14 protein-coding genes and 1 pseudogene are annotated in these 14,354 nt (G+C 71.5%); all 15 read right to left on the minus strand.

Translation table 11 applies throughout. The features are described 5' to 3' along the window. Positions 1-1,031 (minus strand): flavodoxin-dependent (E)-4-hydroxy-3-methylbut-2-enyl-diphosphate synthase (gene ispG, locus H0H10_RS34355; RefSeq protein ID WP_188185106.1); only part of this gene is annotated, 1,031 nt, incomplete at its 3' end. 4 nt (positions 1,032-1,035) lie between these two features. Beyond that, positions 1,036-2,058, minus strand: coding sequence for an adenosyl-hopene transferase HpnH (gene hpnH, locus H0H10_RS34360; protein WP_188185107.1), 1,023 nt, complete (start codon positions 2,056-2,058; stop codon positions 1,036-1,038). A gap of 5 nt (positions 2,059-2,063) precedes the next feature. Continuing rightward, a complete protein-coding gene (locus tag H0H10_RS34365) occupies positions 2,064-2,705 on the minus strand; it encodes a phosphorylase family protein (RefSeq protein WP_188185108.1) in 642 nt (213 codons plus the stop codon). Continuing rightward, entirely contained in the window at positions 2,705-4,750 is a 2,046-nt protein-coding gene (gene shc / locus H0H10_RS34370; RefSeq protein ID WP_188185109.1) for a squalene--hopene cyclase, read from the minus strand. Before shc ends, H0H10_RS34365 begins: the two co-directional genes overlap by 1 nt. A 108-nt stretch (positions 4,751-4,858) precedes the next feature. Further along, on the minus strand, positions 4,859-5,923 hold the full coding sequence (locus H0H10_RS34375; protein ID WP_188185117.1) for a polyprenyl synthetase family protein: 1,065 nt from the start codon (positions 5,921-5,923) through the stop codon (positions 4,859-4,861). Between the two features lie 68 nt (positions 5,924-5,991). Continuing rightward, a complete protein-coding gene (gene hpnE, locus H0H10_RS34380) occupies positions 5,992-7,425 on the minus strand; it encodes a hydroxysqualene dehydroxylase HpnE (protein ID WP_188185110.1) in 1,434 nt (477 codons plus the stop codon). Then, positions 7,422-7,562 carry a DUF6380 family protein gene (locus tag H0H10_RS40330; RefSeq protein WP_223180882.1) on the minus strand — a complete coding sequence of 47 codons (141 nt, stop codon included), beginning with the start codon at positions 7,560-7,562 and terminating at the stop codon, positions 7,422-7,424. The genes hpnE and H0H10_RS40330 overlap by 4 nt, the downstream gene beginning before the upstream one ends. Beyond that, complete coding sequence (hpnD, locus tag H0H10_RS34385) at positions 7,562-8,512, minus strand: presqualene diphosphate synthase HpnD (RefSeq protein ID WP_188185111.1); 951 nt, start codon at positions 8,510-8,512, stop codon at positions 7,562-7,564. The genes H0H10_RS40330 and hpnD overlap by 1 nt, the downstream gene beginning before the upstream one ends. Next, positions 8,509-9,417, minus strand: coding sequence for a squalene synthase HpnC (gene hpnC / locus H0H10_RS34390; protein ID WP_188185112.1), 909 nt, complete (start codon positions 9,415-9,417; stop codon positions 8,509-8,511). The genes hpnD and hpnC overlap by 4 nt, the downstream gene beginning before the upstream one ends. A 358-nt stretch (positions 9,418-9,775) precedes the next feature. Then, entirely contained in the window at positions 9,776-10,555 is a 780-nt protein-coding gene (locus H0H10_RS34395; protein ID WP_188185113.1) for an ABC transporter ATP-binding protein, read from the minus strand. Continuing rightward, a complete protein-coding gene (locus H0H10_RS34400; RefSeq protein WP_188185114.1) occupies positions 10,548-11,477 on the minus strand; it encodes an ABC transporter permease in 930 nt (309 codons plus the stop codon). Before H0H10_RS34400 ends, H0H10_RS34395 begins: the two co-directional genes overlap by 8 nt. Before the next feature lie 97 nt (positions 11,478-11,574). After that, positions 11,575-12,447 (minus strand): glycosyltransferase family 2 protein, encoded by an 873-nt coding sequence (locus H0H10_RS34405; protein ID WP_188185118.1) that lies wholly within the window; start codon positions 12,445-12,447, stop codon positions 11,575-11,577. A gap of 8 nt (positions 12,448-12,455) precedes the next feature. Further along, entirely contained in the window at positions 12,456-13,235 is a 780-nt protein-coding gene (locus H0H10_RS34410; RefSeq protein WP_188185115.1) for a CDP-alcohol phosphatidyltransferase family protein, read from the minus strand. After that, a complete protein-coding gene (locus H0H10_RS34415; RefSeq protein ID WP_188185116.1) occupies positions 13,213-14,274 on the minus strand; it encodes an iron-containing alcohol dehydrogenase family protein in 1,062 nt (353 codons plus the stop codon). Before H0H10_RS34415 ends, H0H10_RS34410 begins: the two co-directional genes overlap by 23 nt. After that, a pseudogene (locus H0H10_RS34420) lies at positions 14,262-14,354 on the minus strand (phosphocholine cytidylyltransferase family protein); the annotation flags it as partial. The pseudogene H0H10_RS34420 and the gene H0H10_RS34415, both read right to left, overlap by 13 nt.

The following is a 14,354-nucleotide window of genomic DNA, read 5'->3' on the forward strand; positions in this document are numbered from 1 at the left end:
CCCTTGACGAAGATCTGGCCCTTGCCGTTGCCGGAGGCGACGCCGAGGTCGGCTTCGCGGGCCTCGCCGGGGCCGTTGACGACGCAGCCCATGACGGCGACGCGCAGCGGGACGTCCATGCCGGTCAGGCCGGCGGTGACCTCTTCGGCGAGCGTGTACACGTCGACCTGGGCGCGGCCGCAGGACGGGCAGGAGACGATCTCCAGGCCGCGCTGGCGCAGGTTCAGCGACTCCAGGATCTGGATGCCGACCTTGACCTCCTCGACCGGCGGGGCCGACAGGGAGACGCGGATGGTGTCGCCGATGCCCTGCGAGAGCAGCGCGCCGAAGGCGACCGCCGACTTGATGGTGCCCTGGAACGCCGGGCCGGCCTCGGTCACCCCGAGGTGCAGCGGGTAGTCGCACTGCTCGGCGAGCTGCCGGTACGCCTCGATCATCACGACCGGGTCGTTGTGCTTCACCGAGATCTTGATGTCCCGGAAGTCGTGCTCCTCGAAGAGGGACGCCTCCCACAGCGCGCTCTCCACCAGCGCCTCCGGGGTGGCCTTGCCGTACTTCTGCAGCAGCCGCCGGTCCAGCGAGCCCGCGTTCACCCCGATGCGGATCGGCGTGCCGTGGTCCTTCGCCGCCCTGGCGATCTCCTTGACCTGGTCGTCGAACTTCTTGATGTTGCCCGGGTTCACCCGGACCGCCGCGCAGCCCGCCTCGATCGCGGCGAAGACGTACTTCGGCTGGAAGTGGATGTCCGCGATCACCGGGATCTGCGACTTCTTCGCGATCACCGCGAGCGCGTCGGCGTCGTCCTGCGTCGGACACGCCACCCGCACGATCTGGCAGCCCGACGCCGTCAGCTCCGCGATCTGCTGCAGCGTCGCACCGATGTCGGACGTACGGGTCGTGGTCATCGACTGCACGGACACCGGTGCGCCGCCCCCGACCGTCACCGGCCCGACCTGGATCGGGCGCGTGACGCGGCGCTCGGCGACCGGCCGGACCGGTACCTCGGGAACACCCAGGGGGATGGCGGTCACGGCGTCACTCCCGGTTCCCGGAGACCGTCTCCCGCATGGCGCGCAGGGACTCCTTCAGCGACCCCATGGTGGCCAGCACGGCGGTGGGCTCGTAGCCGCAGTGCGCCATGCAGTTGGCGCAGCGCGGGTCCTTGCCGCGGCCGTACTTGTCCCAGTCGGTGTCCTCGATCAGCTCCCGGTACGTGGGGACGTAGCCGTCGCTCATCAGGTAGCAGGGCCGCTGCCACCCGAAGAGGGAGTAGTTGGGGATGGCCCAGGCGGTGCAGGGGAAGTCGACCTTGCCCTCCAGGAAGTCCAGGAACAGCGGCGAGTGGTTCAGCCGCCAGCGGCGCCGGTTGCCGCCCGCGAAGGCCTTCCTGAACAGCTCGCGGGTCTGCTCCACACCCAGGAAGTGCTCCTGGTCCGGGGCCTTCTCGTAGGCGTAGGCGGGCGAGATCATCATCTCGTCGACCTTGAGGTCGTCGTTGAGGTAGTTGAGCACCTCGACGACGGTCTGCGGGGTGTCGGTGTTGAAGAAGGTCGAGTTGGTGGTGACCCGGAAGCCGCGCCGCTTGGCCTCCTTGATGGCCTCCACGGCCTCGTCGAACACGCCCTCCTTCGCCACGGACTCGTCGTGCCGCTCGCGCAGGCCGTCGATGTGCACCGCGAAGGCGAAGTACGGGGAGGGCTTGAACTTGTCCATCTTCTTGCGCATGAGAAGTGCGTTGGTGCAAAGGAAAACGTATTTCCTCCTGGCCACCAACTGGCGCACGATCTCGTCGATCTGGGGATGCATCAACGGCTCGCCACCGGCGATGGACACCATCGGCGCACCGGATTCCAGCACCGCTCCCACGGCCTGCGCGACCGGCATGCGCTGCTTCAGCACTCCGGCCGGATGCTGGATCTTGCCGCAGCCCTCACACTTCAGGTTGCAGGCGAAGAGCGGCTCCAGCTCGACGATGAGCGGAAACTTGTCCCGCCTGCGGAGCTTCTGTTCGGCCAAGTATGTAGCGACCTTGATGGACTGGCGCAGCGGCATGGCCATCTGGCTCACCTCCTGGGGAGCAGCAAAGAACGGTGCCATTCGAAAAAAGCCGGAAGCACGGATCGAAGAACGCGGAAGGCGGATATTCCACCGCGCAGTGTGCCGATCCGGACGAGTTCATGTTCTGGAGCGTCCACGACGACCCGGACGGCCGCAACCGGGCGCGCGCCCACGCGCACGGCGCTCAGCAGCGTGGCCGCCGACTCCATGTCGACGGCGATCGCGCCGGTGGCGAGCAGATCGGCCCGCTCGGGGCCGCGGACCACGTGGTCCGAGCCGGTCAGCGGGCCGGTGTGGACGGTGCGCCCGGGCACGGTGCGCACGAGTTCCTTGACGAGCAGTTCGGTGCCGACGCAGCCGACGGTGCCGCGCGGCTCCCGGGTCTCCCCGGCGACGACCAGGTCGCCGGGGTGCATGCCGGGGGCGAGTCCCGCGCAGAAACCGGTGGCCAGGACGGCGGCGGCGCCGAGCGCCGGGTCGGCCAGGACCCGGGTGACGGAGCGCTCGGCGGCCTTCGGCCCCATGCCCGTCCGCAGGACGGTGACCGGCCCGCCGGCCCCGCTGCGGTCGCCGGAGCGCAGGGCGAGGTGCTCGATGCCGAGCGCGCAGGCGATCAGCAGCGGAGCCGGAGCGGGCTGCGGGGTCATCAGCCCGCCTCGGCCTCGGCGAGCGGTTTGCCGGTGGAGGACCGTCCGGCGGCCCGCTGGCCGGCGAAGGGTTCTCCGTGCACGTACCGGCCGAGCGCGGTGAGCGGGAAGACCTGCCGGTAGAGGTGGTAGTTGATGGAGAAGTCCCAGGGGAATCCGGTGCCGGTGAAGTACGGCTCGTCCCAGGAGCCGTCCTCCCGCTGGGTGGCCGCCAGCCACTCGATACCGCGCTCGACGGCCTTGGAGTCCTTCTCCCCCGCCGCGAGCAGCGCCATCAGCGCCCAGGCGGTCTGCGAGGCGGTCGAGGCTCCCTTGCCGGTCCACTCCTTGACGTACCGGTAGGAGCGCAGGTCCTCACCCCAGCCGCCGTCGTCGTTCTGGACGGACTCCAGCCAGGCCACCGCGCGGCGGATCGCCGGGTGCGAGCCGGGCAGTCCGGCGGCGACCAGGGCGGGCACGACCGATCCGGTGCCGTAGACGTAGTTGACGCCCCACCGGCCGAACCAGGCGCCGCTGGGCTCCTGCTCGGCGAGCAGCCACTCGATGCCGCGCCGGGTGCGCGGGTCGTGGGCGAGCCCCTCGACCGCGAGCATCTCCACGACGTGCGCGGTGACGTCCGCGGACGGCGGGTCGATGACCTCGCCGAAGTCGCAGAACGGCAGCCGGTTGGGGAAGGGGCTGGTGTTGTCGACGTCGAAGGCGCCCCAGGCCCCGTTCTTCGACTGCATGCCGAGGTTCCAGCGCACCCCGCGCCCGATGGCCTTCTCCACCCGTTCCGGGTCGTGGTGCCTGACGCGGCGCAGCGCCAGGACCACCTCGGCGGTGTCGTCGATGTCGGGGTAGTTGTCGTTGTGGAACTCGAACGCCCAGCCGCCGGGCGGCAGCCCCGGCCTGCGCACCGACCAGTCGCCGGGCCGCACGATCTGCTCGCCGAGCATCCAGTCGGCGGCCTTGACCAGCTGCGGGTGGTCCGCGGGCACCCCGGCGTCCGCGAGCGCGATGGTCGCCAGGCAGGTGTCCCACACCGGCGACTGGCAGGCCTCGATCATCCGGGCCCCGTCCTCGCGCCACACCGCGAACCGGTCCAGCGACTCCAGGCCCGCGCGCATCACGGGGTGTTCGAGGTCGTACCCCAGCAGGTACAGCGCGATGACCGAGTACACGGCGGGCGGCTGGATGCCGCCCCAGCAGCCGTCGTTCTCCTGCCGCTCGATGATCCAGCGGGCGGCGGTGTTCATCGCGGCCCTGCGCAGCCGGCGCGGGGCGACCTTGCGGTAGACGTGCAGCGCCTTGTCGATGCGCTGGAAGGCGCCGTCCCAGCTGGCCGCGGGTGCCAGGGGCCGCGGCGGGCTGGGGTGCGCCGGATCGGTGTGCAGCTCGTCGAGCGGGAAGGGCGCGGGCCTCACCGGCCGCTTCGCCGAGACGATGGTGAGCGGCACGATGGTCTGCCGGGCCCAGCAGCCGAAGTCGTAGATGTTGAGCGGCACCCACTTCGGGAAGTAGATGAGCTCCGGCGGGAGTTCGGGCAGGTCCTCCCACTTCCACCAGCCGAACAGGGCGAGCCAGATCCGGGTGAAGACGCGGGAGGCGGCGATGCCGCCCTGGGCCCGGATCCACTCCGACGCCCTCGCCATGTGCGGGGCGTCGGGCGCGTCCCCGGCCAGGCGCAGGGCGACGTAGGCCTCGATGGTGGTGGACAGTTCGCCGGGCCCGCCGTAGAAGGTGGCCCAGGTGCCGTCCTCGCGCTGCTCGCCGCGGATGAACAGCGCGGCGGCGCGTGTGGTGTCCTCGTCGGAGATCCCCAGGAACTGCCTCAGGAGCAGGTCCTCGGCGTCCATGGTGACGTTCGTCTCGAGGTCGCCCTTCCACCAGCCCTGGGCGTCCTGCCGCGAGAGCAGGAAGTCGGTGGCGCGCCGGGTGGCGCGTGCGGCGGCTTCGTGTACCCCGGCCGTCGCCGCGGGGGTGGTGATGTCGGCTGTTTCGCTGGCCGCGGCTGCCCGGGGCGGCAGGGTCGCTCCGGTGCTTCCGTCGGTCGTCGCTGTCATGGCTTCCCCTTCGTGCAGTGGTGCGTCTGCTGTGGGTCCGCCGTCGGCCGGTGCGCTTGCCCGCGGCACCGGCCGGCGACTACGCGAGGGCTGTTCGACCGATAATGATCATCTCTTTCGTACGACGACGAAGTCGGCGAGCGCCCTGAACCGGTCCCGGACGTGGTCGGGCATGTTCACGGCGTCGAGGGCCTCGATGGCGATGGTGTGCTGGCGGCGCGCCTCCTCGGCGGTCCAGTCGCGGCCGCCCGCCTCCTCGATGAGGGCCGCGCGGGCCGCGAACTCCTCTTCGGAGAAGTTCTCGAAATCGGTGCTCTTGGCGTCGGCGGCGAGGATCTCGCCGAGCCGCTCGGAGGCGTCGCCGCCCGCCGCGAGCGCGGCCACGACCGGGAGGGACTTCTTGCGCTGGCGCAGGTCGCTCCAGGTCTGCTTGCCGGTGGCCTCCGGGTCGCCCCAGATGCCGAGGAGGTCGTCGACGGCCTGGAATGCCAGGCCGAGGTGGTGGCCGAACTTCTCCAGCGTGTCGGCGGTGTGCTCGTCGGCGCCGCCGAGCACCGCGCCGATGGAGCTGGCGGAGGCGAGCAGGGCGCCGGTCTTGTTGCCCTCCATCTCCAGGCACTCCTCAACGGTGACCCGGTCGCGGTGCTCGTAGGAGATGTCCTGCGCCTGGCCGTCGATGAGGGCGCGGGTCGCGGTGGTCAGGCGGCGGGCGGCGCGGCCGGCCTCGACGGTGCCGAGTTCCAGCAGCACCTCGTTGGCCAGGGCGAACAGGGCGTCGCCGACGAGGATGGCCTGGGCGGGGCCGTGCACCTTCCAGACGGTGTCGCGGTGGCGGCGCTGCTCGTCGCCGTCCATCAGGTCGTCGTGCAGGAGCGAGAAGTTGTGCACCAGTTCGACGGCCACCGCGCCGGGGATGCCGGTCTCGGGGGCGGCGCCGGTGACCTCGGCGGAGAGCACCGCGAGCGCCGGGCGCACGGCCTTGCCGCCGTCGCCGTCCGCGGGGTTGCCCTGGGCGTCGATCCAGCCGAAGTGGTAGGCGGCGACGGTGTCCATGGGGGGTGCGAGGCGGTCGACGGCCGCCCGCAGCTCCGGCGTGGCCAGGGTCCGGCCGCGCTCCAGCAGCGCGGTCACGTCCACCGTGGTCCTTCGATCGGCCGTCGAGGCCGGGGGCACAGTGGGCACAGTCTTTCCTCCAGTTGCGGTGCCGAGAGTGCGGAAGTCGGTCCCGTGCGGATCGGTTCTCACGCCGCCTCCTCGAAGAAGTCGGGAAGGGGATCACGGGACCGGCCCAGGGCGCCGAGGACGGCACCCGCCGCCTCGACACCGCTGCGGACCGCACTCTCCATGGTCGCGGGCCACCCGGTGGCGGTCCACGCTCCGGCCAGACACAGGCCGGGTGCCTTGGTGCGGGCGCCGGGCCTGAGCCGTCCGACGCCGGGGGCGGGAGCGAAGGTCGCGGTGCGCTCCCTGGTCACGAAGAAGTCCTTCACCCCGGCGCCCCGGGCTCGGGGCAGCAGCCGCTCCAGTTCGGGCAGGTACCGCTCGCGCAGCGCGGCCACGGGCTCGTCGATCTCCCCGTGCGCGTTCGACTGGGACACCGCCAGGTACTGGCCCCCCTTCAGACCGGAGGCCTCGGTACGGTCGAACACCCACTGCAGCGGGGTGCCGAGGGCCGTGAGGAACGGCGCGTCGAGGACCTTGCGGTCGTAGACCACGTGGACGTTGAGGATCGGCGCGGTGCCGATCTCCAGCAGGTTCCGGGGGGCGTCCAGGGCGCCCTCGGGCAGCAGGTCGTAGGTCTCGCGCTGCGGTACGGCGAGGACCACGGCGTCCGCCCGAAGCGTCTCGCCGGGAACCTGAACGCTCCAGCCGCCGTTCTCGTTGACAGAGACGGAGGTGACGCGTGTACGGACCTCGGTACGGACGCCCGCGGAGTCGAGCGCCTTGCGGGCCAGCCGGTCGTGCAGTTCACCCAGGGGGACGCGTGCCCAGCCGATGTCGGCCGCGCCCGGGTCGGACAGCAGACCGGTCTTGAACACCATCGCGGCGAGCGACAGGGAGGCGTCGCCCGCGGCCGCGTTGAGGGTGGCGACCCCGACCAGGTCCCACAGGGCCTCGACGGCACGCGCCGACTGGCCGTGCGCGGTCAGCCAGCTGCCGAAGTCCTGGGTGTCCAGGGTCGGATCGGCGAGGTCGAGCCCCTTGAGCGCGAGCGCGGCGCGTCCGACCTTGGCGCGCTCGGCGAGCGAGAGATGCGGATACGTCGCGAGGCTGCGCCCCAGGTGCAGGGGCACCGGCAGCGCGTCGCGCCGCAGTCTGCCGAGCCGCCGTCCCTCGGGCTTGGTGACGTCGACGACGGGCACGTCGAGACGATCCTGCAGCGGAGCGAGCGCCGTCCCCCGGATGCGGTCCAGGAACCAGCGGTAGGCGGTGCAGCAGCGCAGGTACACGTGCTGGCCGTTGTCGACGGTCAGGCCGCCGCGCTGGAAGGAGAAGGCGAGTCCGCCGAGGCGCGGCCGGCCTTCGAGCAGGGTCACGCGCACACCGGCGTCGGCGAGCGCGAGCGCGGCCGTGATGCCAGCGAGTCCGCCGCCGACCACGACGGCGTGCCTGCCGGAGCGGTCCGGGACGCCGGCGAGCGGCCCTTCGGGACGCGTCCCTTCGGTGTGGGTCATCGTGCACCCTCCCCTGCGCGGTCGCCATGCTGCTTGAACGGTGTACGGCCGACCGTCTCAGTCAGGGACGCCGCGCGCCACCGGAGGGTTGCCCGCCGTTCTTCCCCGGCGGCACCGCCTCGGACCGGTTCGTCCATCAGGTGCGCCTCCTGACGGTACGCCGGGTCACGTGCCGGGCGTCGAGTCCGGACAGTCCGCGCACGGCGACATAGGCCTTCTCCCGTCCGGGGAGCGAGACCCGGCCGCGCAGCACGGCCTCCGGGTCGCGCTCGATCCGGTCGAGAAGCCTGCGGTAGATGCCGGCCATGGCGGCGACGCAGGCGCCGCTGCGCCGGTCGAGCATGGGGAGCAGCCGGTAGCCCTCGGCGAAAAGGGCGCGGGCCCGTCGCACTTCGAAGTGCACGAGGCCCGCGAAGTCGGAGCCCTCCGGTGGGATCGGCCCGCTGAAACCGGCCGAGCAGCCGAACTTGGCGAGGTCGTCGGCGGGCAGGTAGGTGCGCCCGCCCTCGGCGTCCTCGCGGACGTCCCTGAGGATGTTGGTGAGCTGCAGCGCGAGCCCCAGCGTGTCGGCGTACTCGGGGGCCCGCTCGGCGCCGCGCGCGCCCGGTTCGGTGCCGAACACCCCGAGCGAGAGTCGTCCGATGGCGCCCGCCACGCAGCGGCAGTACACCTTCAGGTCGTCCCAGGTCTCGTAGGTCTCGCCGCGCACGTCCATCTGGACGCCGTCGATCAGCTCGTCCAGCCCGTCGAGCGGGATGGGGAACTGCCGGGCGGCGTGGGCGAGCGCCACACCGACCGGGTCGGTGTCGTCCTCGTCGACCTCGCCCTCGCGGATCCGGGTGAGCAGCTCCCGGGTGTCCTCCAGCCTCGCGACCTTGACGTCGTCGGCGAGCGCGCCGTCGCCGATGTCGTCGACGCGGCGCGAGAACGCGTACAGCGCCGACATCGCCCGGCGCTTCGGCGTCGGCAGCAGCCTGATGCCGTAGGCGAAGTTGCGGGCCTGTTGTCCGGTGACGGCCTCGCAGTAGCTGTACGCGGCGAGTACCGGTGCGGACGCGTGTGCTGGCGACTCCACGGTCCGGATCACCCCTCTCCTCGCAGGGTCACGCCCACCTCGCGCAGCAACTGGACCTTGCCGGGCTTGGGCGGGCCGGGAAGAACGTCGTAATCGGCGGCGGCGATCGCCCGGATGGCCGCCCTTCCCCCCGCCACGAACCCTGCGAGCAGCAGTCTGAGCCTGCCGTGGACGCTACCCACCAGGGGGGCGCCTTCATTCAGGAGATCGCGGGCGCGTTGTGCTTCGTAGGCGACCAGGGCGCGCACCGACGCGCCGGCGGTGCTCGCCGCGAGGTCCGCCTCCTGGACGTGGAAGCGCTTCATGTCCTCGGCGGGCAGGTAGATGCGGTCCCGGGCCAGGTCCTCGGCGACGTCCTGCAGGTGCTCGACGATCTGCAGGGCCGTGCAGATCGCGTCGGAGCGGCGGATCCGCTCGGGTGAGGAGGTGCCGGTGACGGCCAGGACGAGCCGGCCGACCGGGTTGGCGGACAGCTCGCAGTAGGCGAGGAGGTCGTCGTAGGTCTCGTACCGCCTCACCAGCTGGTCCTGGCGGTTGGCGGCGATCAGGCCGAGGAAGGGCTCGGGGGTCAGCGAGCGGCGGCGCACGGTCGGCCGGAGACGGCGGAGCAGGGGGTGGCCCGGCGTGGAGCCGGCGTCGAAGACCCTGTGCAGGTCGGCCTCGAAGGCGTCCAGCACGGCGAGGCGGTCCCCGGCCCGCTCGTCCGGGACGCCGAGGAGGCGGGCGTCGGCGCCGCCGGGGGCCAGGTCGCCGTCGCCGATGTCGTCCACGAGCCGGGCGAAGCCGTACACGGCCATGAGGTCGGTGCGCCAGTCCCGGGGCAGGAAGAACGGGGCCACGGGGAAGTTCTCACCCGCGGCCTTGTCGAGCGTGCCGCGCTCCGGATCGACGGCCTGTGCCGTGCCGGCGCCCGTCACTGACCGCTGCCCGGAACGGGGACGGCGCATGCTTCGCGGAGCCGGGGAGTTTCCGTAGCCATTGCCGTCACATCTCCCGTTCTACACTGCGGACCCAATACACACTATTCCGGACACGCCGCCCGGCCGCCCGCGCGGCAGGCCCGCTTGAGGGTGTCGGGCATTATCGCCCCATGTGCCGCGATTCGGGACCGGTACAGCTTACGTTGTACAACTCACCGGGGTTCGTCGGGGTGTCCTGCGCATCACAACAACACACCGATTCGCTTCAAGATTCCTGGCAGCACCAGGAGTTGACGCTTCCTTTGCAGACGCGGGCCCCGTCGGAACAGTTCCGGCGGGGCCCCCGCGTGTCGCCCTACTTGCCGGTGAACTTCTCGTACTCCTTGAGCACCTCGTCCGTCGGGCCGTCCATGCGCAGTTCGCCGCGCTCCAGCCACAGGACGCGGTTGCAGGTGTCGCGGATGGACTTGTTGTTGTGGCTGACCAGGAAGACCGTGCCGGCCTCCTTGCGCAGCTCCCGGATGCGCTCCTCGGAGCGGGTCTGGAACTTCCGGTCACCGGTGGCCAGGGCCTCGTCGATCATGAGGACGTCGTGGTCCTTGGCCGCGGCGATGGAGAAGCGCAGGCGGGCGGCCATGCCGGAGGAGTACGTGCGCATCGGCAGGGTGATGAAGTCGCCCTTCTCGTTGATGCCCGAGAAGTCGACGATGTCCTGGTAGCGCGCCTTGATCTGCTCGCGGGTCATGCCCATGGCGAGACCGCCCAGGATGACGTTCCGCTCGCCGGTCAGGTCGTTCATCAGCGCCGCGTTCACACCGAGCAGGGAGGGCTGGCCGTCGGTGTAGACCTTGCCCCGCTCGGCGGGCAGCAGGCCGGCGATGGCCCGCAGCAGGGTCGACTTGCCCGACCCGTTGGAACCGATCAGGCCGATGGCCTCGCCCCGGTAGGCGACGAAGGAGACGCCCCGCACGGCGTGCACCTTGCGCACGCCCCGGTCCTCTCCCCGCTTGAGGATGCGGCTGAGGGCCGCGGTCGCACTGCCCTTGCCGGTCCTCGCGCCGTTGACGCGGTAGACGATGTGCAGGTCGTCGGCGATGACCGTCGGAACCCGCCCGCCCTGCTGCTGCTCAGCCACGGCCGTACCTCTCCTCCGCCTTCCAGAAGTACACGAAGCCGCCCACGGCGACGAGCACCGCCCAGCCGAGCGCGGCCGCCCACACGTGCGGCGGGAGGTTCTCGGAGCCGTAGCCGTCGATCAGCGCGAAGCGCATCAGGTCCATGTAGACGGCGGCCGGGTTCCACTGGAGGACGTCGGCGATCCAGGCCGGCTTGTCCTCCAGCATGATCGGGATGGAGAACATCACGCCGGACGCGTACATCCAGGTCCGCATGATGAACGGCATCAGCTGCGCCAGGTCCGGCGTCTTCGCCCCCATCCGGGCCACGATCAGCGCGAGGCCCATGTTGAACAGGAACTGCAGGGCGAGGGCCGGGACGATCAGCAGCCAGGACAGGGTCGGGTAGCTGCCGAAGCCCACCGCCACCGCGAACAGCACGATCATCGAGGCCAGCAGCTGCTGGAGCTGCTGGAGCGCGAAGGAGATCGGGAGCGAGGCCCGCGGGAAGTGCAGCGCCCGCACCAGGCCGAGGTTGCCGGAGATGGCGCGCACGCCGGCCATCGCCGAGGACTGGGTGAACGTGAAGACGAACACGCCCGTCACCAGGAACGGGATGTACACGTCCTTCGGCATGCCGCGGCCGGCGTTCAGGATCAGGCCGAAGATCGTGAAGTAGACGAGCGCGTTGAGCAGCGGTGTGGCCACCTGCCACAGCTGGCCGAGCTTGGCCTGGCTGTACTGGGCGGTCAGCTTCGCCTGGGAGAAGGCGAGGATGAAGTGCCGCCGCCCCCAGAGCTGACGGACGTACTCGACGAGGGACGGCCGGGCGCCGCTCACGGAGAGCCCGTACTTGGCGGCCAGCCGTGCGGGCGTGAGGCCCTCGTCGGGCGACACGGGCGTGGTCGTCGCGACCGTGCCGTCGTGCGTTGTCTCACTCACTAGTGGAAACTTTCGTCTTCGTCGATGCGCGGCCTGACGGGCCTGGCATGAACCTGTTGGCCCGGGACGGGCCCCGATGGCCTCGGGTACGAGCTTGTCAGATCACGGGGGGCCGGCCCAGCCGGGTCAGCCGCCACACCGTACGCCACTTCATCGGCCGACGGGGACCGCAGGGGCTGCCCCAGCCCTCCCGGAACCCGCCGAACCACGCCTTGAGGGCCGGGCCCGAGGGCCGGCGCAGGAGGGTGAGCAGCATCCAGACCCCGAGATAGACGGGGACCAGCGGTGCGGGAAGGTTGCGCCGGGCCAGCCAGACCCGGTTGCGGGCGACCATGCGGTGGTAGACCGCGTGCCGCGAGGGCGCGGTCGTCGGGTGGTACAGCACCATGTCGGACCGGTAGTCGATCATCCAGCCCGCGTCGAGGGCCCGCCACGCCAGGTCGGTCTCCTCGTGGGCGTAGAAGAACTCGTCCGGCAGTCCGCCGACCTCCGCGAGGACGCGGGTGCGGACGGCGTTGGCGCCGCCGAGGAAGGTCGTCACCCGCGAGGAGCGCATCGGGTCGGAGGCGCGCAGCCGCGGGACGTGCCGGCGCTGGGTCTCGCCGGTGTCCGGGTCGGCGATGCGGAAGCTGATGATGCCGAGCTCCGGGTCGGCCGCGAACGCCTGACGGCACAGTTCGGCCGTGTCGGTGCGGGCGAGCAGTCCGTCGTCGTCGAGGAAGAGCAGGATGTCGACGTCGGTGCCCCCGGGGCCGAACGCCTCGATGCCGACGTTGCGGCCGCCGGGGATGCCGAGGTTCTCGGGCAGTTCGACGGTGCGCACGCCGGCGGGCACGTCCGGGACGGGCGAGCCGTTGCCGACCACGACCACCTCGACCCGGTCGCCGTCCTGCTTCGCGACCGAGTCGAGCAGGGCCCGCAGTTCCTCGGGGCGGTTGCCCATGGTGATGACGACCGCGCCGACCTTCATCGCGCCGCTCACTTCAGCCTGCTGGAGGCGAGCACGGAGACCAGGTGGAGCAGGGTCTGCAGGAGCGCGATGCCGGCGAGCACGGCGGTGCCGAGCCGGGTGAAGAACAGGTCGCCCCGGCTCGCGTCCACGATCGCGAGGACCAGGATCAGCAGGGACGCCTCGATACCGAGGATCAGCCGGTGGAACTTCAGGGCCGCGGCGGCCCTGCGGGCCAGCGCCATGCCGGAGGAACGCGGCTCCGACGCCGACTCCTTGACCGGCGGCAGCCCGCCCTGGTGCCGGGCGACGCCCACCAGGTCGGTCTCGGCCTTGATCAGGACGGCGCCGAGGGCGGCCAGGGTGCCGAGGAAGGCCCACAGCCAGTCGATGCGTCCGGTGCCCCAGATGTCGGCGGCGCGCAGGCCGAGGCCGACCAGGACGGCGGCGTCGGTGAGGTAGGCGCCGACCCGGTCCAGGTAGACGCCGCCGAGCGAGTACTGCTTCTTCCAGCGCGCGACCTCGCCGTCGACGCAGTCCAGCAGCAGGTACAGCTGGACCGCCACCACGCCGAGCACGGCGCCCCAGATCCCCGGCACCAGGAGGGCCGGGGCGGCGAGGACGCCGCAGACGGTCATCAGGTACGTGAGCTGGTTGGGCGTGATCCTGGTGTTCACCAGGTAGCGGTCGATCCGCAGCGAGACCTCGCGCATGTAGAGGCGTCCCGCCCAGTGCTCACCGCTGCGCCGGTCCTTGACCCCCGCGGGGTGGACGACCGGGCGTAGTTCAGCTACCGATGGCCTTGACATATTCGGCGTACTGGTCCTTGATCTGGTCGGTCTTGAGGTCGAGGTGTTCGAGGATCGTGTACCGGCCGGGCCTGGTCTGCGGGGCGTACTCCACGGCCCGGACGAACTCGTCCGGCGTGAAGCCGATCTCCTCCGGCAGCACCGGCAGCCCGTGCCGGCGCAGTACCTCGGCCATGTACGCCGACTCCTCGTGCGCCCCGCGCAGGAACATTGCGAAGGCCGCGCCCAGGCCGCACTGCTCGCCGTGGGCGGCCGCGCGGGTGGGGAAGAGCAGGTCGAAGGCGTGGTTGATCTCGTGGCAGGCCCCGGAAGAGGGCCGGGAGTCGCCGGACACCGACATGGCGATGCCGCTGAGGACCAGCGCCTCGGCGAGCACCTGGAGGAAGTCGTTGTCCCCGATGCCGCCCGGGTGCCGGAGCACGGCCTCGCCGGCCTGACGGGCCATCGCGGCCGCGAGACCGTCGATCCGCTCGCCCTTGACGCGGTTGGCCAGCTCCCAGTCCGCGATCGCGGAGACGTTGGAGACGGCGTCGCCGATGCCGGCGCGTACGAAGCGCACCGGGGCGTCGCGGATGACGTCCAGGTCGATGACGACCGCGATCGGGTTCGGGACGCCGTAGGAGCCGCGGCCCGCGTCGTTGTCGAGGGTGGCGACCGGGGAGCACAGGCCGTCGTGTGCGAGGTTCGTGGGCACGGCGACCAGCGGCAGGCCGACGCGCGCCGCGGCGAACTTGGCGCAGTCGATGATCTTGCCGCCGCCGAGCCCGACGACCGCGTCGTAGTGGCCGCCCTTCATGGCGCCGGCCAGGCGGACCGCGTCGTCCAGGGTGCCGCCGCCGACCTCGAACCAGTCGGCGCCGGGCAGGGACGGGGCGACGCGCTCGCGCAGGCGGGCGCCGGAGCCGCCGCTGACGGCGACGGCGAGCTTGCCCGAGTGGGAGATGCGCTCGTCGGCGAGGACGCAGCCGAGGTCGTCGAGGGCGCCGGGGCGGATGTCGACGACGACCGGCGACGGGATGAGCCGGGTCAGTACTGGCACGCGATCTCCCGGCCCTTGGCGAGGTCGTCGTGGTTGTCGATCTCGACCCACTTGACGTCGCCGATCGGCGCCACGTCGAC

Origin of the sequence: Streptomyces griseicoloratus (assembly GCF_014534645.1) — a bacterium.
Lineage (GTDB): Bacteria > Actinomycetota > Actinomycetes > Streptomycetales > Streptomycetaceae > Streptomyces > Streptomyces griseicoloratus.